23 protein-coding genes are annotated in these 20,673 nt (G+C 66.6%); 9 read left to right on the top strand and 14 right to left on the bottom strand.

The window, feature by feature from the left end; genetic code table 11:
- Nucleotides 1-11 precede the first annotated feature (11 nt).
- Entirely contained in the window at nucleotides 12-329 is a 318-nt protein-coding gene (locus B7P44_RS03575) for an NAD(P) transhydrogenase subunit alpha part 2 (protein WP_084900738.1), read from the top strand.
- Entirely contained in the window at nucleotides 326-1,780 is a 1,455-nt protein-coding gene (locus tag B7P44_RS03580) for an NAD(P)(+) transhydrogenase (Re/Si-specific) subunit beta (protein WP_084900741.1), read from the top strand. The genes B7P44_RS03575 and B7P44_RS03580 overlap by 4 nt, the downstream gene beginning before the upstream one ends.
- 180 nt (nucleotides 1,781-1,960) lie before the next feature.
- Here the strand turns inward: B7P44_RS03580 and B7P44_RS36145 are convergent, their stop codons facing one another.
- From B7P44_RS36145 to B7P44_RS03600, 5 genes are all read right to left on the bottom strand, one after another.
- Nucleotides 1,961-2,341, bottom strand: coding sequence for a DUF805 domain-containing protein (locus tag B7P44_RS36145; RefSeq protein WP_157721043.1), 381 nt, complete (start codon nucleotides 2,339-2,341; stop codon nucleotides 1,961-1,963).
- Nucleotides 2,334-2,777 carry a hypothetical protein gene (locus B7P44_RS36150; RefSeq protein WP_157721044.1) on the bottom strand — a complete coding sequence of 148 codons (444 nt, stop codon included), beginning with the start codon at nucleotides 2,775-2,777 and terminating at the stop codon, nucleotides 2,334-2,336. The genes B7P44_RS36145 and B7P44_RS36150 overlap by 8 nt, the downstream gene beginning before the upstream one ends.
- Nucleotides 2,778-2,856: 79 nt before the next feature.
- On the bottom strand, nucleotides 2,857-3,441 hold the full coding sequence (locus B7P44_RS03590) for a hypothetical protein (RefSeq protein ID WP_133118085.1): 585 nt from the start codon (nucleotides 3,439-3,441) through the stop codon (nucleotides 2,857-2,859).
- Between the two features lie 138 nt (nucleotides 3,442-3,579).
- Complete coding sequence (locus tag B7P44_RS03595; RefSeq protein WP_059533437.1) at nucleotides 3,580-4,266, bottom strand: helix-turn-helix transcriptional regulator; 687 nt, start codon at nucleotides 4,264-4,266, stop codon at nucleotides 3,580-3,582.
- 73 nt (nucleotides 4,267-4,339) lie between these two features.
- On the bottom strand, nucleotides 4,340-4,738 hold the full coding sequence (locus tag B7P44_RS03600) for a VOC family protein (protein ID WP_084900748.1): 399 nt from the start codon (nucleotides 4,736-4,738) through the stop codon (nucleotides 4,340-4,342).
- Nucleotides 4,739-4,900: 162 nt separating this feature from the next.
- On the opposite strand from B7P44_RS03600, the gene B7P44_RS03605 reads away from it, so the two are divergent.
- Together B7P44_RS03605 and B7P44_RS03610 are read left to right on the top strand one after the other, a co-directional pair.
- Nucleotides 4,901-5,233, top strand: a complete 333-nt coding sequence (locus tag B7P44_RS03605; protein ID WP_084900751.1) for an ArsR/SmtB family transcription factor — start codon at nucleotides 4,901-4,903, stop codon at nucleotides 5,231-5,233.
- Nucleotides 5,226-5,699, top strand: coding sequence for an SRPBCC family protein (locus B7P44_RS03610; protein WP_084906372.1), 474 nt, complete (start codon nucleotides 5,226-5,228; stop codon nucleotides 5,697-5,699). Before B7P44_RS03605 ends, B7P44_RS03610 begins: the two co-directional genes overlap by 8 nt.
- A gap of 53 nt (nucleotides 5,700-5,752) precedes the next feature.
- Here B7P44_RS03610 and B7P44_RS03615 read toward each other — a convergent pair whose 3' ends face one another.
- Nucleotides 5,753-6,160: a T6SS amidase immunity protein Tai4 family protein gene (locus B7P44_RS03615; RefSeq protein ID WP_205128703.1), complete on the bottom strand. Its 408-nt coding sequence runs from the start codon at nucleotides 6,158-6,160 to the stop codon at nucleotides 5,753-5,755.
- A complete protein-coding gene (locus B7P44_RS03620; protein ID WP_084900754.1) occupies nucleotides 6,145-6,636 on the bottom strand; it encodes a type VI secretion system amidase effector protein Tae4 in 492 nt (163 codons plus the stop codon). Before B7P44_RS03620 ends, B7P44_RS03615 begins: the two co-directional genes overlap by 16 nt.
- A gap of 299 nt (nucleotides 6,637-6,935) precedes the next feature.
- Between B7P44_RS03620 and B7P44_RS03625 the strand changes: the two genes are divergently transcribed.
- Nucleotides 6,936-8,057 (top strand): ISAs1 family transposase, encoded by a 1,122-nt coding sequence (locus B7P44_RS03625; protein WP_088511407.1) that lies wholly within the window; start codon nucleotides 6,936-6,938, stop codon nucleotides 8,055-8,057.
- A 242-nt stretch (nucleotides 8,058-8,299) separates the two neighbouring features.
- On the opposite strand, the gene B7P44_RS03630 is transcribed toward B7P44_RS03625, so the two are convergent.
- From B7P44_RS03630 to B7P44_RS03655, 6 genes are all read right to left on the bottom strand, one after another.
- Entirely contained in the window at nucleotides 8,300-9,598 is a 1,299-nt protein-coding gene (locus B7P44_RS03630; RefSeq protein ID WP_084900756.1) for a THUMP domain-containing class I SAM-dependent RNA methyltransferase, read from the bottom strand.
- A 279-nt stretch (nucleotides 9,599-9,877) separates the two neighbouring features.
- Nucleotides 9,878-12,001: a site-specific recombinase gene (locus B7P44_RS03635; protein WP_084900759.1), complete on the bottom strand. Its 2,124-nt coding sequence runs from the start codon at nucleotides 11,999-12,001 to the stop codon at nucleotides 9,878-9,880.
- Between the two features lie 457 nt (nucleotides 12,002-12,458).
- The gene (locus B7P44_RS03640) at nucleotides 12,459-13,175 is read right to left on the bottom strand and encodes a PqiC family protein (protein WP_084900761.1); all 717 of its coding nucleotides are present in this window, start codon (nucleotides 13,173-13,175) and stop codon (nucleotides 12,459-12,461) included.
- Nucleotides 13,172-14,791 carry a PqiB family protein gene (locus B7P44_RS03645; protein WP_084900764.1) on the bottom strand — a complete coding sequence of 540 codons (1,620 nt, stop codon included), beginning with the start codon at nucleotides 14,789-14,791 and terminating at the stop codon, nucleotides 13,172-13,174. The genes B7P44_RS03640 and B7P44_RS03645 overlap by 4 nt, the downstream gene beginning before the upstream one ends.
- Nucleotides 14,784-15,413 carry a paraquat-inducible protein A gene (locus B7P44_RS03650; RefSeq protein WP_084900765.1) on the bottom strand — a complete coding sequence of 210 codons (630 nt, stop codon included), beginning with the start codon at nucleotides 15,411-15,413 and terminating at the stop codon, nucleotides 14,784-14,786. Before B7P44_RS03650 ends, B7P44_RS03645 begins: the two co-directional genes overlap by 8 nt.
- Nucleotides 15,410-16,072, bottom strand: a complete 663-nt coding sequence (locus B7P44_RS03655) for a paraquat-inducible protein A (RefSeq protein WP_084900768.1) — start codon at nucleotides 16,070-16,072, stop codon at nucleotides 15,410-15,412. The genes B7P44_RS03650 and B7P44_RS03655 overlap by 4 nt, the downstream gene beginning before the upstream one ends.
- 253 nt (nucleotides 16,073-16,325) lie before the next feature.
- Between B7P44_RS03655 and B7P44_RS03660 the strand changes: the two genes are divergently transcribed.
- The 4 genes from B7P44_RS03660 to B7P44_RS03675 all read left to right on the top strand — a co-directional run bounded on the left by B7P44_RS03660 (nucleotide 16,326) and on the right by B7P44_RS03675 (nucleotide 19,600).
- Nucleotides 16,326-16,886, top strand: coding sequence for a cytochrome b (locus B7P44_RS03660; RefSeq protein WP_084900771.1), 561 nt, complete (start codon nucleotides 16,326-16,328; stop codon nucleotides 16,884-16,886).
- Nucleotides 16,887-16,894: 8 nt separating this feature from the next.
- On the top strand, nucleotides 16,895-17,455 hold the full coding sequence (locus B7P44_RS03665; protein WP_084906378.1) for a YceI family protein: 561 nt from the start codon (nucleotides 16,895-16,897) through the stop codon (nucleotides 17,453-17,455).
- Between the two features lie 66 nt (nucleotides 17,456-17,521).
- Nucleotides 17,522-18,115, top strand: a complete 594-nt coding sequence (locus tag B7P44_RS03670) for a YceI family protein (protein ID WP_084900773.1) — start codon at nucleotides 17,522-17,524, stop codon at nucleotides 18,113-18,115.
- 204 nt (nucleotides 18,116-18,319) lie between these two features.
- On the top strand, nucleotides 18,320-19,600 hold the full coding sequence (locus tag B7P44_RS03675) for an MFS transporter (RefSeq protein ID WP_084900776.1): 1,281 nt from the start codon (nucleotides 18,320-18,322) through the stop codon (nucleotides 19,598-19,600).
- Between the two features lie 109 nt (nucleotides 19,601-19,709).
- Here B7P44_RS03675 and secF read toward each other — a convergent pair whose 3' ends face one another.
- Nucleotides 19,710-20,660, bottom strand: a complete 951-nt coding sequence (gene secF / locus B7P44_RS03680) for a protein translocase subunit SecF (protein WP_084900778.1) — start codon at nucleotides 20,658-20,660, stop codon at nucleotides 19,710-19,712.
- Nucleotides 20,661-20,673: the final 13 nt, after the last annotated feature.

Consider the following 20,673-nt stretch of genomic DNA (forward strand, 5'->3'; position numbering starts at 1 on the left):
CGGAGGGGACCATGGAAGTCATCAATCACACGGTGATCAACGTGATCATCTTCGTGCTGGCGGTGTACGTCGGCTACCACGTGGTGTGGAACGTGACGCCCGCGCTGCACACGCCGCTGATGGCGGTGACCAACGCGATCTCGGCGATCGTGATCGTCGGCGCGATGCTTGCCACCGCGCTGACGGTCGGCACGGCCGGCAAGGTGTTCGGCACGCTCGCGGTCGTGCTCGCGGCGGTCAACGTGTTCGGCGGGTTCCTCGTCACGAGACGCATGCTCGAGATGTTCCGCAAGAAGGAGCCGAAGGCGGCGAAGGAGGGCGCGCGATGAGCATGAACGTCGTTACGCTCCTTTACCTGATCGCGTCGGTCTGCTTCATCCAGGCGCTGAAGGGGCTGTCGAACCCGAAGAGCGCGCGGCGCGGCAATCTGTTCGGGATGGTCGGGATGGGGATTGCGATCCTCACGACGGTCGCGCTGATCTTCAAGCAGGCCGCGTCGCTCGACGCGAACCTGCCGCTCGGCCTCGGGCTCGTGCTCGGCGCGCTGGTGGTCGGCGGCGCGGTCGGCGCGGTGGTCGCCGCGCGCGTCGAGATGACCAAGATGCCGGAACTCGTCGCGGCGATGCACTCGCTGATCGGTCTCGCGGCGGTGTGCATCGCGTATGCGGTGGTGGCCGAGCCGGAAGCGTTCGGGCTCGTGCCGCAGGACGCGACGGTGTCGAACTTCATCCCGTACGGCAACCGGGTCGAGCTGTTCATCGGCACGTTCGTCGGCGCGATCACGTTCTCCGGTTCGGTGATCGCGTTCGGCAAGCTGTCGGGCAAGTACAAGTTCCGGCTGTTCCAGGGCGCGCCGGTCGTGTATGCGGGCCAGCACCTGATCAACCTGATGCTTGCGCTCGCGATGCTCGGCTTCGGCGTGCTGTTCGTCCTCACGCAGTCGTGGTTGCCGTTCGTGATCATGACGGCGATCGCGTTCGTGCTCGGCGTGCTGATCATCATCCCGATCGGCGGCGCGGACATGCCGGTGGTCGTGTCGATGCTGAACTCGTACTCGGGGTGGGCGGCGGCGGGCATCGGCTTCTCGCTGAACAACGCGATGCTGATCATCGCAGGCTCCTTGGTCGGCTCGTCGGGCGCGATCCTGTCGTACATCATGTGCCACGCGATGAACCGCTCGTTCTTCAACGTGATCCTCGGCGGCTTCGGCGGCGAGGCGTCGGCGGGCGCCGTGAGCGGCGCGCAGGAGCAACGGCCGGTGAAGTCGGGCTCGGCGGAGGACGCGTCGTTCATGCTCGGCAACGCGGAGACGGTCGTGATCGTGCCGGGCTACGGTCTCGCGGTGGCGCGTGCGCAGCATGCGCTGAAGGAGCTGACCGACAAGCTGGTCGAGAAGGGCATCGACGTGAAGTACGCGATCCACCCGGTCGCGGGGCGGATGCCGGGGCACATGAACGTGCTGCTGGCGGAAGCGGAGGTGCCGTACGAGATCGTGCACGAGATGGAGGACATCAACGGCGAGTTCGGCCAGGTCGACGTGGTGCTGGTGCTCGGCGCGAACGACGTGGTGAACCCGGCCGCGAAGAACGATCCGAAGTCGCCGATCGCGGGGATGCCGATCATCGAGGCGTACAAGGCGCGCACCGTGATCGTGAACAAGCGGTCGATGGCGGCCGGCTATGCGGGCCTCGACAACGACCTGTTCTACATGGACAAGACGATGATGGTGTTCGGCGACGCGAAGAAGGTCATCGAGGACATGGTGAAGTCGGTGGATTGAACTCGGAGCGGGCGCGCGCGGCGGTGGCTGGGCTGCGCGTGCCCTTTTGTCTATCTCGCGACGAACGGTTTCATCCAGCTACTTTGCTTCGCAGAGCAGTCATTGCGGAAATCGAAATCTTGATCGTGAGTGCAACGAGGCCGAAGCGATTCATCGCCTTTTCGTCGTCTCGAATTAGCATTAGCGCCGCCGCGTGCGTGGATCGGGCCCGTACCGGTTGCCGGGGTCGACCGGGGCGAGCGCCAGCGATACGACGATCACGACCGGTGCGACGAACAGGAAGTAGCCGACGCAAAGCAGGCTCGAGCGATTGCTGTCATGCAGCCTGCGCACGTTGTAGGACAACGTCGCGACCAGCGTGAGCAGGCTCAGCGCGAACAGCGGGATGTCATGACGATCGAATGCGTACATGATCCAATGCGCGAGCGCATAGCCAAGCGCGTAGTGAAGCACGAGGAACGCCAGGAAATCCCGGCGCGTCTCCCGTCCGTGAAATGTCAGCGCGTCGCGATAGCCGCGCAGCCAGGCGCCAAGGATGCGGTGCAGCGCCGAGCTAGGCATGATTCCGGTGCGGACGGATGACGTCCAGCGCGATCGTGTAGGCCAGCACACCCAACCCCGGGAGCACGCCGATCTGATAGAGCGGGATGTCTGCCAGCGGTAACGCCACGCTGATGCCTGTTGCGTCCGCGAGGCCGGTGAATGTCGACGTGCGCATGCGCACGGCCAGGAACGAGAAAACAGGCGTGGCGATCGCGATGATCGCGAGCCACGTGCGTGCGTTGGCTGCTGCGACAGCGGACAGCGCAAGCCGCTTGCATGCGGCGAGGCCGATGCCGACCGCGAGACCGAAGAACCCGAGCGACGCTGCCGTGGCCGCGCGATGCGCGAATGCGCTGGCTGGCTCGTCGGCAACGAGCGACACCGAATTGGCGTCGGCATTCACGACGGCTGCGAGCAGCCAGTCATACAACGCGTTTCCCGCCAGCGCAAACAAGGTGGCGAGTGCAATGGGAATGAGCGCGGACGCCCATCGATTAGATTGGGTCATGGCGGTCTCGCAGCGTTTGGGTCGATCAGAACCGCAACACGGGAAGCTTCGCATTCAGCTCGCACAAGGTTCGATCGACCTGCTCAATCGTATTCAGCAGCACCAGCTCGCGGGTCGTGCTGTTGTACTTGGCGATGGAGGTCGACGGCGACAAGCCGCCGTCACGTTGCAAGAATACCGCTCGCGTATTGCCATGCAGCGTAACCGCCGGCAGCGGATCGACGCCGAAGATGTACGGTGAGCGGGAGGCGAACGCGCGCTGTTTCGTCAGCGTCTCGGGGATCAGGTCGCCGAGCGCGGGCAGCGGCTGGACGAGGTTGGTGAATCCGGCGTACTCAAGTTTCACGGAGCGGGTGCCGTTGGGGCGGGTTGAAATGCCGATGCCCAGTGAGCCTTTGACGAGCTGCCACGGTGATAGGGACTTGCCAGTGACCGGCTTGCCGTCCAGATAGGTGTCATGCAGGTCGTGTATCTGCAGGATGACGCGATAGATTTGCGTGATGCTGGGGCCGATGGTATTGCCGAACGACGGCATGCCGGGCTTGGCATGCACTTGTTCGATGATCAGATACCACCCGGTGGGGGTGCCGTAGCGGATATTGGATGTCACGAAGGAAAAGACCCGTGCGGTCGAAGGAATCGGGTCGTTCCTTATAAGAGGTTTCGCGATCGAATGACATGGGACAGATTCGAAAGTGACGGCGCCGATTGCTCGGCGCCGGCTTTCATCTCGTGACGTCACAACGCGTCACTTCATCGGCGCTTCCGCGATCCGCATGTAATCCGCGATCCGGCGCCCTTCCATGTCCGGAAACTGCTCGTGCACGGTGATGTCGCCCATCCGCGCGATGTCGAAGGTGCGAAAGTCGTCGCGCAGCTCGCACCACGCGCCGATCGTCCAGCGCCCGCCCCAGTACACGAGCCCGAGCGGCCACACGCGGCGCTGTGTGTTCGCGCCGAGGCGGTCGCGATACGCGAAGCTGACGACGTGCCGCGTGTCCACCGCCTGATGGATCGCATCGACCTTCGCGCAGAACGCCGCGTCGATGTGGAACGACGGCGCGAACACCGGCAGGCGGTCGAGCGCGGTGCGCTTGTCGGCCGGCATCGCCGACGCGATCTTCGCGAGCGCCGAACGGGCGCCGCCCGCGAAGCGCGCGCCGCCCCACGTCTCGAGCATCCGCGCGCCGGCGGCGAGCGCCGCGAGCTCCTCCGCGGTGAAGGTGAGCGGCGGCAGGCTCGCGTTGCGGTTCAGCCGGTAGCCGATGCCGGCCTCGCCTTCGATCGGCACCCCTGACAGCTGCAGGTCGCGCACGTCGCGGTATACGGTGCGCGGCGACACCGACAGCCAGTCGGCCAGCTGCTGCGCGGTCGTCAGGCGACGCCCGCGCAGCAGCTCGGCGATCTGGAACAGGCGATCGGCACGACGCGTCATGGCTGCACCTCTATTCCGTCAAAAGCGGCGACACCGCGATGATAGCGCCGCGCCCGCCGCCCGGTGGACGCCGTCAGTGGCATTTCGGCGCGTGCAGGCCGACGCGGTTGCCTTCGGTATCGATCAGGTACCCGATGTAACCGTAGTTGTTCGGCAGCTCGACGACGGAGCCCTGCACGATGCCGCCCGCGCGCTTCGCGCGGTCGAGCGCCGCGACGACCGAATCGCCCGCGTTCAGGTAGACGAGCACGCCGGTCGCGCTCGGCTTCATCTGCTGCGGGTCGTAGACGATGCTGCCGCCGGTGGCCGACGCTTCATGGCCGAACACGGCCATCGGCACGCCGCCGATCACGTCGCGATGCAGCGTCGTCTGCAGCACGGTTTCGTAAAAGCGGATCGCGCGGTCGAAATCGATGGACGGAATGTCGAACCAGGCGATTGCGCGTTCCAGGGTTGCGGTTGCTGACGTCATGACGAGCTCCTTGTTCGTTCGGGTTCTGTGTGGAAACCAGCCTTGCATTGCGCCGGGATTGCAGTGTGAGCGGGGGCTGCTGACACCGTATTGTCAGTAGTGTTGTCACCCTTTACATGCAACCATTTGGTTGCATAATAAACGCAACGACCCAGGAGCGGAATGGATCTTGTTTTCAAGGCGCTGGCCGACACCACGCGCCGTCAACTGCTCGACCTGCTGCATGCGACGAACGGCCAGACGCTGTCCGAGCTGTGTGACGGCCTAGCGATGAGCCGCCAGGCAGTGAGCAAGCATCTCGCGCTGCTCGAGGCCGCGAATCTGGTCGCGACGGTGTGGCGTGGCCGGGAGAAGCTGCACTACCTGAATCCGGTGCCGATCCACGACATCGCGGAACGCTGGATCGGCAAGTTCGAGCGTCAGCGTCTGCGGGCGCTGGCGGATCTCAAGCGCGGGCTCGAAGCGGCCCGCGAAACGGGAACAGATGATGAGTAACCCCGCTTTTGTGTACGTGAGGTTCATTGCATCGACGCCCGAGCGCGTGTTCGATGCGCTGACCAATGCCGAGCTGACGAACGACTACTGGGTGCGGCATCGCAACGCGTCGCCCGACTGGCGACCGGGTTCGCGCTGGGAGCATCAGGACTACGACGATCCGTCGCGCGTCGACCTCGTCGACGATGTCGACGAGGTCGTCGAGCACGATCCGCCGCGCCGGCTCGTCGTCACGTGGCGCGCGCCGTCGGGGGAGGGCGAGGAATCGCGCGTGACCTACGTCGTCGAGCCGCACGAAGGCGTCGTGAAGCTGACCGTCACACACGACGGGCTCGTGCCGGGCTCGGAGATGGATCGCGGGATTCGCGGCGGATGGCCGGTCGTGCTGTCGAGCATCAAGACGCTGCTCGAGACGGGGCAGGCGCTGCCGTTCACGATGGCGCGCTGGTCGAAGTCGAAGCACTGAAACGCATCGCCGCCCGGTTCGCGAGCGCGGTTCGGGCGGCGATGTGTGCGGCGCTAGCGCGCTTTTGCCAGCCGATCGGCAAGCGTGTCGAGTTCCTGGCTGTGGAAGAGGTCGATGCACTTCATCGTATTGAACGACGCCGGAATCGAGCCGCTGTATTTCCGGTTTACGTATCGTTGCGCGAGCGTACGGAGCGCGTCGTAGGCCTCGATTGGCTGATGGCCGAACTCCAGATATGCGCTTGCTGCGGCATTGGCGTCATCACGGTCGCGGGCGCCATGCGCGACTTGCGCGAGACAGACGCTGAGTGCCCAGTTCTTCAGCAACGTCTTTTGCGAATACCGTTCGACAGGGTTGCGAGCATCGGGGCCCGCGACCGTGATTTGGGATGCCGCCGTGGCCGAGCCGTTCGCGAGGACCATGAAGAGGGCCAGCAGCAGGCTTTTCAGCGTAATACCCATATCGATGCGGTTTCCGGGATGAAGGTGCCGTTGTCGGGGTCGTCGGAGAGATGGCAGCTATCCGCGCATCGTGCCCCGTCCCAGAGTGTGACATGCCCGATTGCATTGCTCCATCCATGTCCTTTTACCGCAATGATTCCTTTCATGTTGGCAAAATCAGACGGCTTTGGGTTCCGAACTGTCTTGTCCGGCTTGCCAAATGCACTTTCAAGATAAGCGACCATGTCAGCCACGCGATAGATGTACTGATGCTTTTCTCCTCCGCTCACCATCGCGTATCGCGTGTTTTTGCGAATTGCAAAGCCGGTTGCATTCAGAACGTAGCTAATCCGAATTGGGCATGCGTTCTTGAATCCGCCGTCTGACAATTCAATATTTTTCTGGACGTTTCCGCCGATTCGTTTCCCGACCTCCTTGACCGAAACTCTGACTTTCATGAAGGCGTGCCATGCACCCGAGAATGATGGTCTGGACATGATTTTGATCCAATCTGGATTGACTAAAGCGTGAACCGAATCCGAATCCTCGAACCATCAGGATCACGGATTGATCTTGCCTCTGAAAATAGATATGCAAACGAGCTTTATTGTGGACAGCGCTGACAGCTGAGGAAATAGGATCAGTATGAAAAATTGCGGCAGCGCGATTTCATGCCAGGGCAATCGCACGAAATGTGTAAATCGTTAAAGAAGGCTTCCGTTTGCTTGAAAGCCTGTCCGAAGCAGGATGTAGTGACGGTTTTTCCCCCGGAGAGAAGCCCGTGCGACAGTCCGTTTTGCAGCAGGATGTGTTGAGTATCGAAGAAGCATTCGGAGGTTTGACGGATCCACGTAGCCGGCCGTCTCCCCATGATTTGCGGGAGATCCTGTTTGTCTCGCTGTGCGCGATTCTGTCGGGGGCAGACAGCTGGGTCGCGATTCAGATCTGGGGCGAATCGAAGCTCGACTGGTTGCGCCGGTACGTGCCGCTGGAGCGCGGGATTCCATCGCACGATACGTTCGGTCGGGTATTCGCGGCACTTGATCCGCTGGAATTCGAAGCCTGTTTCGTTCGCTGGATGCGCGGACTCTGCCCGGCGCTGGCCGATGAAGTGGTCGCCATCGACGGCAAAACCGTGCGAGGCTCACGCAGCGCGAACCAGCATGGCATCCACCTCGTCTCGGCATGGGCAAGCCAAATGGGCATGTCGCTGGGGCAAGTGCGGATCGCCGACAAGAGCAACGAAATCACGGCCATCCCGGCATTGCTCGACGTACTGCTGCTCAAGGGCGCAATCGTCACGCTCGATGCGATGGGGTGCCAGCGCCAGATTGCCGAGCGTATCGTCAAAGCAGGCGGGGACTACGTGCTGGCGGTCAAGGACAATCAATCGACGCTGCTGGAGCGGATCCGCTATGCACTTGAGGCCATCGAGCGTGTGCCGCACGCCTATCAGGACCACACCACCGAACATCAGGAAATCGACAAGGATCACGGCCGTATCGAAACGCGCCGGTGTATCGCCAGTGATGTCCTAGCGTGCTGGGAGCCTGATCCGGACTTATGGCCCGGCCTGCGTTCGATCGTGATGGTCGAGGCCACTCGGGAAATCGGCGATACCAAGACGACCGAGCGGCGTTACTACGTGTCGAGCCTGCCTCCCGACGCAGCGCGAATTGCGCAGGCCGTGCGGGCGCATTGGCGTATCGAGAACAGCATGCACTGGGTGCTGGACATGGCCTTCGGTGAAGACCAATGCAGGGTTCGCGTCAACAACGCCGCCCAGAACTTTGCGATCCTGCGGCGCATCTGCCTGAACCTGCTCAAAGCGGATACGACGACGAAGGCCGGCATCAAGAATCGACGGCTCAAAGCGGGAGTCAATGACGCCTACCGCGTCGCCGTTCTCCGTTTGTGACAGTTCATGCGATTGCCCTGGATTTCATGCCGTCAGTAGTCGTGGCGGGGCCGACTCATGACGGTTGCGAGGGTGTCGTTCGACGGGCGCGCTGGCCGGCGCGCCCGTCGGCATCACCGGAACACGGCGACGCAAACAGTAGGGAAGGGAGAACCGGGGGAGAATAACCCGGCGTGTTCGCCGGGCAGGCAGGGGACGGCGACAGCCGGCCGCGCAGAGGCGGCCGGCACATGATGCGTTGCTTACGCGTCCCCTTCTGGCGCGGCGGGGCGCGCCTTCACGCTGCCCGCGATCAGGTCGAAGCGGAACAGCCGGCATTCGAGCGCGCCGTTGAAGAGCGGCGTCTTTGCCGATTCGCGCAGCCGGAGCTGGCCGGGCAGCGCGCGGTCGGACGTCAGCAGGAACGCCTGCCAGCCCGCGAAGCGCTGCTTCAGCGCATCGCCGAGCGCGTTGAAGAACTCGCTGTCGGGCGCGTCGGCGTGGGTGCGGCGGAACGCGTCGTCGTTGCCGCGATTGCGGCCCGTCTCGCGCGCGTCGCCGCGCGGGCCGCGGCCGCGCACTTCGATCCGCTCGCCGTACGGCGGGTTCGCGACGATGATCCCCGGCGCGTCGCACGGCGGCGTCATCGCGCGCGCGTCGACCTGCTTGAGCCACAGCGACGGCACGCCCGCGCGTTCGAGGTTGGCGCGCGCCTTCTCCAGCATGTCGCCGGAAATGTCGCTGCCGTAGACCAGCAGATCGTCGCGCTTGCCGCGCGCCGCGCGCTTCGCGTCCAGCGCCGCAACCTTCAGGCCCTGCCACGCGGTGATGTCGTACTGCTTGAGCTTTTCGAAGCCGAACCGGCGCTCGACGCCCGGCGCCACGCCGAGCGCGATCTGCGCCGCTTCCGCGAGGAACGTGCCGCTGCCGCACATCGGGTCGTACAGCGGCGTGGCGGGCGTCCAGCCGGTCAGGCGCAGGATGCCGGCCGCGAGGTTCTCGCGCAGCGGCGCCGCACCCTTGTCGAGGCGCCAGCCGCGCTTGAACAGCGGCTCGCCGGACGTGTCGAGGTACAGCGTGCAGTCGGTGGCGGTCAGGAACGCGAACACGCGCACGTCGGGCGCGCCGGTGTCGATGCTCGGGCGCGCGCCGGTCTTGTCGCGCATCCGGTCGCAGATCGCGTCCTTCACGCGCAGCGTCGCGAACTCGAGGCTCTTGAGCGGCGACTTGATCGCGGTGATGTCGACGCGCAGCGTCTGCGTCGCCGCGAACCAGCGCTCCCACGGCTGCTCGAGCGCGAGCGCGTAGACGTCCTGCTCGTTGCGGTACGGGCGGTGCGCGATCTTCAGCAGCACGCGGCTCGCGATCCGCGAATGCAGGTTCGCGGCCATCCCGGCGGCCCAGCCGCCCTGGAAATGGACGCCGCCCGGCACCTGCGCGCCCGCGGCGAACGGCGCGCCGTTCAGATGGCTGCCGGCGATCTCGGCCAGCTCGGCGGCAAGCGCCGCTTCGAGGCCGCGCGGGCAGGGGGCGAAGAATTCGTACTGGGTGGGCGAGGACATAAGGCGGGGGAAGACGGACAAAAGAGCACTATTGTACGCGGCGCGGGCGATGGGGCCGGCGCGTCGTGCCGGCGGGGCCGCCGCCGGCCGGCAGCGGCCGGTCTGCCGACCGGCGCGCGGGGCCGCGAGCTGAAGGCCCGCCAGCGATGGAGGCGCGCCGGCGCGACGGATGGACGGTCCGTCACGGCCGGCTGGTCGGGGATGGCCGGCCGCCGGTGGAATCCGCTCGGCGTGCGGCGGCGCGCGCCCCGGCCTGCCGGGCCGCGCTGCCCGCCGCCGTCAGTGCGACCCCGACTGGCCCGTGCGGGCCGTCGCGCCGCCTGCCGGCCAGACCAGCACGAGCGGATTCGCGAGCACCGCGCGGCCGATCGCGGCGACGAGCGCGCGCACCTTGGTCGGACGCAGGCTGCGCGAGCGCACGGCCATCGTGAACGCGAGCGCGAAGCTCACCGCGACGTTGAGGATCGCCATGCTGAGCACGCCCGCCGCGGCCCACCACAGTTCGGGCGAGCCGAGCGTGCCCTTGCCGAGCACGCCGAGCGCGATGCCGATCGAGCCCGCGGACAGCGTCACGTGACGCACCTCGAACGAAAACGCGACCGCGCTGACGATCGCCGGCACGAGGCCGAGCATCAGGCCGAGGCCGACGTTGCCGACCACGCCGGCGACGTTCGAGCGGCAGAAATGCGCGAGCTTCGCCGCGCCGGCCGCGCCGAGCGTGAGGCGCAGCCGGCGGTTGTACGCGAGCGCGTCGCCGACCCGATGCAGCACGAACCAGTTGTCCGCCCAGCCGGCGAGCAGGCTCGACGACCACAGCAGCACGCCCGTGAGCGCCGCATAGAGCGGCGTCGGGCCGAGCAGCGAGAACGACTGCAGCGTCGCGTGCGCCTTCTGCGGCGAGATCAGGTTCGCGTGCAGCACGTTGCTCGAGAACAGCTGCACGAGCAGGCACACCGGCAGCACGACGAGCACGTTGCCGCTGATCGCCGCCGCCTGCGTGCGGATCAGCGCGATCACCGACGACACGAACTGCTTCACGCCGTCGTCGTGGTTCGTGCCGTCGAGCTCGCGCGCGAGCGTCGGCGCGGTCATCGCCGGCTGCTTGGTCGCGAGCGTGAAGTGCAGGAAGTGCATCACCATGAAGCTCGCCGCGTAGTTGACGCCGGCCAGCAGCCCTTCGAGCATCGACTGCAGGTGTGCGCCGGTGATCGCGAACTTCAGGCAGACCGTCGCGACGGTGACGAGCCCGCCGCCCGCCGCCATCCGCAGCATCTTCAGGTACTCGGCGCGGCCGCGCGTGATGTAGTGCTCGCCGGTGTCCGCGTTGGTCTCGACGAGCTTGCGCGCGAACAGCGAGAAATTGCTGCGCACGAGGTGCGACACGCTCTGGCTGTTCTGGTTGGCATCGACGAGCTCGGCCGTGAGGCGCGCCATCCCGTGCAGGTCGTCGCGCGCCATCCACGCGTTCAGCAGCATTTCCGCGCGCTGGATGCGCATCCGCATCCGCTCGACCTGGAACACGATGTCGACGGACACGCCGTTGCGGTACAGGTGCGCGAACACGTCGTCGACCGCGGTCCGGCATTCGTCGAGCAGCATGCGCAGGTAGTTGACCTCGTGCAGCAGCTTGCTCGGGTCGCCGCCTTCCTCGACCGCGGCGTGCGCGGTTTCGACCGCAAGCATCGCGCCCGTCAGCCGGTAGAACGGCTGCGTTTCGAGCGGCTTGGGCGCGTCGTCGTCGGACAGGCGGCTGCGCACGGTCTGCGACAGGCCGGTCGAGCTGATCTGGCAGGTCAGGTTGTGCAGCGCCGCGAGCAGGTCGCGCGAAAGCGAGCCGGGTTCGTGACGTTCGTCGTCGGTCACGTCGAACGACAGCAGGTCGGCGAGGCGAGTGAGCAGGTCGTCGGGCAGCGCGCCGATCCACTGGGCGTCTTCCTGCGCCGGGAACATCAGCGTGAACAGCGCGGACAGTTCGCGGCGGTTCGGCGCGGGCGGGATCATCGACGAGTCGAGCCGCTCGAACAGCGCGCCGAAGAAGCCCGAGTGCACGGGCATGCCCGCGTCGCACAGCAGCGAGATGCCGTCGCATTCGCGCAGGATGCCGCGCAGGGTCCGCGCGGCATGCGATTTCCACGCCGGGTTGCGGTCGAGCACGTGGAACAGGTAGCGCAGCCGCGCATGCGCGGGGAACGTGCGCGCGTCGTCGTCGCGTTCGGCGGCGTCCTGCGCCGCGGCCTGCATCGCGCCGCTGCGGCGCAGCCAGTGCGCGAGCTCGATCAGCCATTCGCTGCGCTCGGCGTAGGGCGCGTCGGCGTCGGCGTGCGCGAGCAGCGCGTCGAGCTGGTGGCTCGCACTGCGCGACGCGCGCCACTTCTTGATCAGGGTCGTCAGGGAACGAAACATAAACAGGATAGCGAAAGCCCTGGACGGGCGGGTTTCGGATACGGCGCCGGCGCCGGCTGCGAAGCGGGCGCGGCGCCTTGGAATACCGGTGTGACGGCTGGCTGGGTGACCGGGTCGCCCGGCAGGGTGCGGTGGCCCTTGGGCGACCCGCAAGCGGCCCGTTCGATGCGGCTCGCGCGGCGTCACGGGCGCGGGCGAAGGGCGCTGCGGCTTGCCGGCGGCACGGCCCGGCTCCGGCGAAGGGCGGATCGACGGCCGGCGCAAGCAGGGAACCTGCGTAGGATCGTCAATCAGTCTCAAAAATGCAAGCCGACCGGATTGCCTGTCGCCGGTTCCGGCGGATTATGACAAAGAATGCAAGAACGGTCGGGCGCCGGCGGTCCGCGCGTCAGGTGGGGCTCGATGGACGGCGATGCGCGCGCGGTGAAGGGTACGCACGCCGTGGCCGGTCAGTTGGTTATGTCCCCGCTTTGCCGGTGGCGCCGGCGGCGTCGCCGGACGTCGGGTTCGCCGGGCAGGGGACGAGCGGCGCGGTGGTCTTGCCACCGGAGGCCGTCGCGGCTGCCCCGCCCCGCCGCGCGGCCAGCGCGCGCACGCCGGCGGCGGCTTGCGTTGCGATTGCGTCGAGCGCGCGCCGATGACCGGCGACGAGCGCGTCGTAGCCGTCGCCGACCGGCTCGGCGACGCTCGTGCGGCAGGTCATCACAACCTGCGTGCCGACCGCGCGCACGCTCCACACCGCGTCGATCGCCGCACGCTTGGCCGGCCACGACTCGAAGCGCTGCACGTTGACGCTCACCCGATACACCGGCACGCCTGCCGGAGACGCGGAGTTCGCGACGTCGATCGTGCCGAGCTGCGCGGCGAGGTCGTCGGACAGCGCGCGGCGGATCTCGTCGGCGGGCGGCGACGCCCAGCGCTCCTGCTCGAGCACGTCGACCTGCGCGGCGTTCTTCTGCACGACGAGCTGGCTCTTCGCGACCTGCTCGGGCACGCCGACGGACGGCACCTCGATCAGGAACGCCGGGTTGGCGGGCGCCGTGCGCACCGCGAGCGCCGCGTCGGCGGGGGTGAGCGTATAGAACCGCGCGGGCGGCGAGCTGCACGCGGCGAGCGCCAGCGTGGCGAGCACCATCGCCGCGCCGCTCGCGAAACCGTTCACGCGTGTCGTCATTGCTTGTCTCCTGGCTTGCCCTTGAGCAGAGATTCGGGGTGGCGCTCCAGATAGTCCGAGAGCGCGTTCAGCGATTGCAGCGTGCGCGTGAGTTCCTTCAGCGCGCCGCGCACGTCGGACTGCAGCGGCGAATCCTGCTGCAGCGTCGCCTCCGCGGCCGAGAAGGTCTGCTTCGCGGCGGACAGCGTGTCGCGCGCTTCGGGCGCGACCTGCGTGTCGAGCTGCTTGAACAGCTTGTCGGCGTTCGCGAGCGTGCTGTTCAGGTTCGCGCCGATCTGCTCGAACGGCACCTTGTCGAGCTTCTTCGCGATGTCGGCGACCACCACCTGCAGCTCCTCGAGCTCGTTCGGCACGGTCGGCAGCTCGAGCGGCTGGCGCGCCGGGTCGATCTTCACGGCCGACGCCTTCGGGAAGAAGTCGAGCGCGACGTAGAGCTGGCTCGTCAGCAGGTTGCCGGTGCGCAGCTGGCCACGCAGCCCGCGCTCGACGAGCCGCTCGACGATCCCGCGGCGGGCGGCCTCGCCCTTGCTCTCGATCGTCTCGCGGAAGCGCCGGCCGAGCCGTTCCGGATAGAGGTTCATCGTCACCGGCATCGTGAAGTTCTTCGCCTTCGGATCGTAGTCGATGCCGATGTTCGTGACCTCGCCGAGCACGATGCCGCGGAAGTCGACCGGCGCGCCGACCGCGAGCCCGCGCAGCGACTGGTTGAAGTCCATCACGACCTGCAGCGGCGGGCCGTCCGGCTCGCGCATCGCGTCGCTCTCGTCGGACCCGAGGTGGAAGACCGTGTTGTTCGGCGCGCTCGTGCCGTTGCTCTGGTTGGGCGGCGCCTGGAACGCGATGCCGCCGAGGATCACGGTCGCGAGCGATTGCGTGTTCAGCTTGAAGCCGCTCGAGTCGAGCCGCAGGTCGACGCCGCTCGCCTGCCACCAGCGCGAATTCATGCCGACGTACTGGTCGTACGGCGCGTTGACGAACACGTTGAAGGTCACGCCCGTGCCGTCCTTGTCGAGCGCGAAGCCGACCACCTGGCCGACCTGCACGCGCCGGTAGTAGACCGGCGAGCCGATGTCGACGGAGCCGAGCGACGCGCCGCGCAGCACGTACTGCGTGCCCTTCTGGTCGGCCGTGACGGCCGGCGGCGTCTCGAGGCCCGTGAACGCGTTTTCCCCTTCCGGCGAGCGGCCGGCGTCGACGCCGATGTACGCGCCCGACAGCAGCGTGCCGAGCCCCGACACGCCGGTCGCGCCGATCCGAGGACGCACGACCCAGAAGCGCGAGCCCTTGACCGCGAAGTTCTCGGCTTCCTTCTTGAGCTGCACGTCGACCAGCACGCGCACCAGGTCCTTCGACAGCGAGATCGTCTTGACCATGCCGATCTCGACGTCCTTGTACTTGACCTGGGTCTTGCCGGGCTCGAGGCCCTCGGCGCTGTGGAAGCTGATCGTGATTTCCGGGCCGCGCTCGCGCACGGACTTGATCACGAGGCCGATGCCGATCAGCGCGGCGATCAGCGGCACGAGCCAGACGAGCGACGGCAGCCAGCCGCTTTTCGACGAGATCGCCGGATCGGGCGGCCGGGGCTGGTCGTGCTGCGGGCCTTGCGGACTATTCATGGTGTTTCCCTGAGGTTTCGACAGGATCCCAGATCAGGCGGGGATCGAACTGCATCGACGCGAGCATCGTGAGGATCACGACCGAGCCGAACGCAAGCGCGCCGGGGCCGGCCGTGATGGTGGCGAGCGATCGGAAGTGGACGAGCGCGACGGTGAGCGTCACGACGAAGATGTCGAGCATCGACCAGCGGCCGATGCGCTCGACGATCCGGAACAGGCGCGTGCGCTGCATCGGCCGCCACGACGAGCGGCGCTGCGCGCTGATCACGAGGATCAGCAGCACGCCGAGCTTGAGCATCGGCACGAGGATGCTGGCGACGAACACGACGACGGCGAGCGGCCAGTCGCCCGATACCCAGAACAGGACCACGCCGCTCATGATCGTGTCCTCCTGCGAGCCGACGAGCGACGCGGTGCGCATGATCGGCAGCAGGTTTGCCGGTATGTAGAGGATCGCGGCGGCGATCAGCAGCGCCCAGGTGCGCGCGATGCTGTTCGGCGTGCGGAAGTGGAGCGCGCCGCCGCAGCGTGCGCAATGCGCATGCGCGTGGCCGAGCGGCTGCACGAGCCCGCACGTGTGGCAGCTGGCGAGGCCCTCGCGGGCGGCGGTCGGCGTGGTCATCGGCGCGCCTCCGACGATGCTGCGTCGCTGCGGTCGCGCGACGGCGCGCGCCCGGCGCGCAGGTCGTCGGCGATGTCCCACAGCATCTGCGGATCGAACATCAGCACGACGGCGATCATCAGCGTCAGCGCGGCGAACGCGAACAGCGCGGCTTCCGGCACGACGCGCGCGAGCGTGACCATCTTGACGATGGTCACGACGATGCCGAGCATGAACACCTCGATCATCCCCCACGGGCGCACCAGCTGGATCGCGCGCAGCACGACGTTGAACCCGGGCGGCACGTGCCCGCGCTGCATCGGGAACAGCAGGTACAGCAACGCGGCCATCTCGACGAGCGGAAACAGCACGGTCGAGCAGAACACCATCACGGCGACGAGCGCCATGTCCTGGCGCCACAGCGATTCGATCGCGCCGAGCAGCGTCGTCTGCACGCGGTTGCCGTTCACGTCCATCTCGAGGATCGGGAATGCCTGCGCGATCACGAACGTGATCAGCCCTGCGAGCGCGAGCGCGCAGATCCGCTCGAGCTGGGCCGAGCTGCTGCGGTAGAGCACCGCGTTGCAGCGCGGGCAATGCGCGACGTCGCGGCCGCCAAGACGCGGTTTGTGCAACAGTGCGTCGCACTCGTGACAGGCAATCAGGTCGTTTCGTTGCATGGGGAAAGCGATTGAGCGACGGCAGGGACACGCGTCGACAGGGCCGGAACCCGCGCCAATCTTACCAAAAGGCGATTTTTGCGGTGTCAACACCGGGATCGGATGTGACCGGTCGGTCACGCCGGGGGCGGGGCCGCGCGGGCGGCCGGGTGCGTGGTGAGAGCCCGCGCGCGACAAAAGGTTGCGGTAGCATGGCGCCCTTGGCATGCGTCGGACGATTGACGGCGCGGCTGTTCGCTGAATTGAGGAATCCATGGCATCGAATTCGCTGCCGGCCGCGCCGGCCCGCTATACGAGTACTGCGATCGCGCTGCACTGGCTGATCGCACTGCTGATCGTCTGCGGCTTCGCGCTCGGCTGGGTGATGACCGACATCCCCGGCTTCACGCCGACGAAGCTCAAGTATTTCTCGTGGCACAAGTGGATCGGCGTGACCGTGTTCGCACTCGCCGCCGTGCGCGTGCTGTGGCGCGCGACCCACATGCCGCCGCCGTCGCCCGCGGGCATGCCCGCGCTCCAGCGCATCGCCGCGCACGGCGTGCACATGCTGCTGTACGTGCTGATGATCGTGATCCCGGTGACGGGCTACCTGTACAGCTCCGCGTCGAACATCCCGGTCGTGTATCTCGGCATCGTGCCGCTGCCGCGCCTGATCGATCCCGATCCGGCGCTGAAGGAAACCTTCAAGACGCTCCACGTGTCTTTGAATTACATTTTGCTTGCGCTCGTCGCGTTGCACGTGCTCGCGGTGGTCAAGCATCAGTTGTTGGACCGTGACGGCGTGCTGTCGCGGATGCTCCCCTTTGCCAAATGAAGGATCCCATGAAAGTATCGTTCTCCCGCTCCGTGCTGGCCGCGATCGCCGCGGCGTCGTTCGCCGCATCGGGCGCCGCGCATGCCGACGTCGACCTGGCGAAAAGCAAGGTGTCCGCCGTGTCGAAGCAGATGAACGTGCCGACCGAAGGCGTGTTCAAGAAATTCAGCGCGCAGATCAAGTTCGATCCCGCGAAGGCCGCGCAGGGCAGCGCGCAAGTGGCGATCGACATCGCGAGCTACGATCTCGGCGACAAGATGTACAACGACCAGGTCGCCGGCAAGGACTGGTTCGACGCGAAGGCGTACCCGCAGGCGACCTTCCAGTCGACCGCGATCGCGCCCGCCGGCGGCAACAAGTACAACGTGACCGGCAAGCTGACGATCAAGGGCAAGACCGAGACGCTGACCGTGCCGGTCACCGTCACGCAGAGCGGTGCGACGCAGGCCTTCGACGGCGTGCTGCCGATCAAGCGCTCGGCGTTCAACGTCGGCACCGGCGAATGGAAGGACACGTCGATCGTCGCCGACGAAGTGCAGATCAAGTTTCACATCGTTTCCGCGAAGTAAGCGCGGCGGCGTGGTATCGCAACCCGAAGCCGCACTGGCGTGCGGCGACGTTCCAAGGAGATTGAATTGAGCAAGCATCTGATGATCGCGGCGGGCGCGCTCGCCGCCGCCCTGTCGTTCCCGGCATTCGCCGACGTGTCGACGTACCAGTTCGACCCGACCCACACGTACCCGAGCTTCGAGGCCGACCACTTCGGCGGCCTGTCGGTGTGGCGCGGCAAGTTCGACAAGTCGAGCGGCACGGTGACGCTCGATCGCGCCGCGAAGACGGGCACGGTCGACGTGACGACCCAGCTCGCGTCGATCAGCACCGGCAACGCGAAGCTCGACGAGCACCTGCAGACGAACGAGTTCTTCGACGTCGCGAAGTACCCGGACGCGGTCTACAAGGGCACCATGAAGTTCAAGGGCGACAAGCCGGTCGAGGTGGTCGGCAACCTGACGATGCACGGCGTGACCAAGCCGCTGACGCTGAAGATCGATTCGTTCAAGTGCATGCCGCACCCGATGCTCAAGCGCGAAGTGTGCGGCATCGACGCGGTCGGCGAGTTCAGCCGCGACGATTTCGGCCTCGACTACGGCAAGCAGTACGGCTTCAAGATGCAGACCAAGCTGCTGATCACGGCAGAAGCGGTCAAGCAGGACGCCGCCAAGCAGTAAGCCGGGCCGCGCCGGTGCCGGTCGCGCCGGCCGCCTGCGAGAAACCGCCGCGCTCCCTTGTGGGGCGCGGCGGTTTTTTATTGCGCGCCGCCGGCGTGCCGGCAGCGCCGGCGGGCCGTCTATAATCGCCCGAACGTCGATGCCGGCGCGCGGGCCGCGCCGCCGCGCGAACGCGAACGAACAACAAGGACAAGGAGATTGCCCATGCATGCCGCTGTCACGCCGTCTCGTTCCATCGCCTCGTCGCCGCGCGTGTGGCGCGCGGTCGTCGCCGCGTCGATCGGCAATGCGCTCGAGTGGTTCGACCTCGTCGTCTACGGCTTCTTCGCGGTGACGATCTCGAAGCTGTTCTTCCCGGCCGGCAACGACACCGTGTCGCTGCTGTTCACGCTCGGCACGTTCGGCGTGTCGTTCTTCATGCGGCCGCTCGGCGCGATCGTGCTCGGCGCGTATGCCGACCGCGCGGGCCGCAAGGCGGCGCTGACGCTGTCGATCCTGCTGATGATGGCCGGCACGCTGATCATCGCGGTGCTGCCGACCTACGGCACGATCGGCGTCGCCGCGCCGCTGATCCTCGTCGCCGCGCGGCTGCTGCAGGGTTTTTCGGCGGGCGGCGAGTTCGGCAGCGCGACCGCGTTCCTCGCGGAGCATGTGCAGGAGCGGCGCGGCTTCTTCGCCAGCTGGCAGGTCGCGAGCCAGGGCCTCACGACGCTGCTCGCGGCCGGGTTCGGCACCGTGCTGAACGCGCAGCTCACGGCCGCGCAGATGGCCGCATGGGGCTGGCGGATTCCGTTCTTCTTCGGGCTGCTGATCGGACCCGTCGCGTACTACATCCGCGCCAAGGTCGACGAGACGCCCGAATTCCTCGCGGCCGGGAGCGCCGCGAGTCCGCTGCGCGACACGTTCGCGTCGCACAAGGCGCGCCTGGTCGCATCGATCGGCACGATCGTGGTCGGCACCGTCGCGACCTATCTCGTGCTGTTCATGCCGACCTACGGCGTGAAGGAACTGGGCCTCTCGCCGTCGGCCGCGTTCGCGGCGATCCTCGTCGTCGGCGTGATCCAGATGGCGTTCGCGCCGCTCGTCGGCCACTGGTCGGACCGTTACGGCCGCGTGCGCGTGATGATCGTGCCGGCCATCGGCATCCTCGTGCTGATCTATCCGGCGTTCGCGTACCTGGTCGCGCATCCGGACTTCGGCACGCTGATCGCGGTGCAGATCGTGCTGGCGTTCCTGATGACGGGCTATTTCGCAGGGCTGCCGGCGCTGCTGTCCGAGGTGTTCCCCGTGCAGACACGCACGACGGGGATGTCGCTCGCGTATAACGTCGGCGTGACGATCTTCGGCGGCTTCGGGCCGTTCATCATCGCGTGGCTGATCCGCGCGACCGGGATGAAGACCGCGCCGAGCTTCTACCTGATGTTCGCGGCGGTGCTGAGTCTCGCGGCGCTGGTCGTGCTGCGCAGGCGGTTCGGGTTCCGGTGAAGCGGGGAGGGCGGGGCGGTTCGGGCGGCAGGCGATGCGCGGCGCCCGATAAACGAAAAGGCCGGTTCGAGAGAACCGGCCTTTTCCGTTTGCCGAAGCAGCGACGCGCTTACACCTGTGCGCCCGCGTTCGGATCGTCCGGATCGTGCGCGAGCTTCTTGTCCTTGATCAGGTCTTCGCGCTTGATGCCGAGCCACATCGCGAGCGAGCCCGCGACGAACACCGACGAGTAGATGCCGAACAAGATGCCGACCGTCAGCGCGAGCGCGAAGTAGTGCAGCGTCGGGCCGCCGAAGAAGAACATCGACAGCACCATCATTTCGGTCGACGTGTGCGTGATGATCGTGCGCGACATCGTGGTCGTGATCGCGTGGTTGATCACTTCCTGCACGGTCATCTTGCGTTCGCGGCGGAACGTCTCGCGGATCCGGTCGAAGATGACGACCGACTCGTTCACCGAGTAGCCGAGCACCGCGAGGATCGCCGCGAGCACCGCGAGCGAGAACTCCCACTGGAAGAACGCGAAGAAGCCGAGAATGATCACGACGTCGTGCAGGTTCGCGATGATGCCGGCGACCGCGTACTTCCATTCGAAGCGGAACGACAGGTAGATCACGATGCCGATCACGACGCACAGGAGCGCGAGCAGGCCGTCGGTCGCGAGCTCCCGGCCGACCTGCGGGCCGACGAACTCGACGCGCTGCAGCGTCACGTCCGGGCTTTGCGCCTTCAGCGCGGTCATCACCTGGTCGCTCTGCTGCGCGGACGTGAGGCCCTGCTTGAGCTGCAGGCGGATCAGCACGTTGCGCGACGTGCCGAAGTTCTGCACCTGCGCATCGGCGTAGCCGAGCTTGCCGAGCGTCGCGCGCACGGGCTCGAGCTGCGCGGCCTGCTGGTACTGGACCTCGATCACCGTGCCGCCGGTGAACTCGACGGACAGGTGCAGCCCGCGGTGGAACAGGAAGAACACGGCGGCGAGGAACGTGACCAGCGAGACCACGTTGAACACCAGCGCGTGCCGCATGAACGGGATGTCTTTACGGATGCGGAAAAATTCCATGATCGTCTCCGGG

This window comes from Burkholderia ubonensis subsp. mesacidophila (assembly GCF_002097715.1).
Lineage (GTDB): Bacteria > Pseudomonadota > Gammaproteobacteria > Burkholderiales > Burkholderiaceae > Burkholderia > Burkholderia mesacidophila.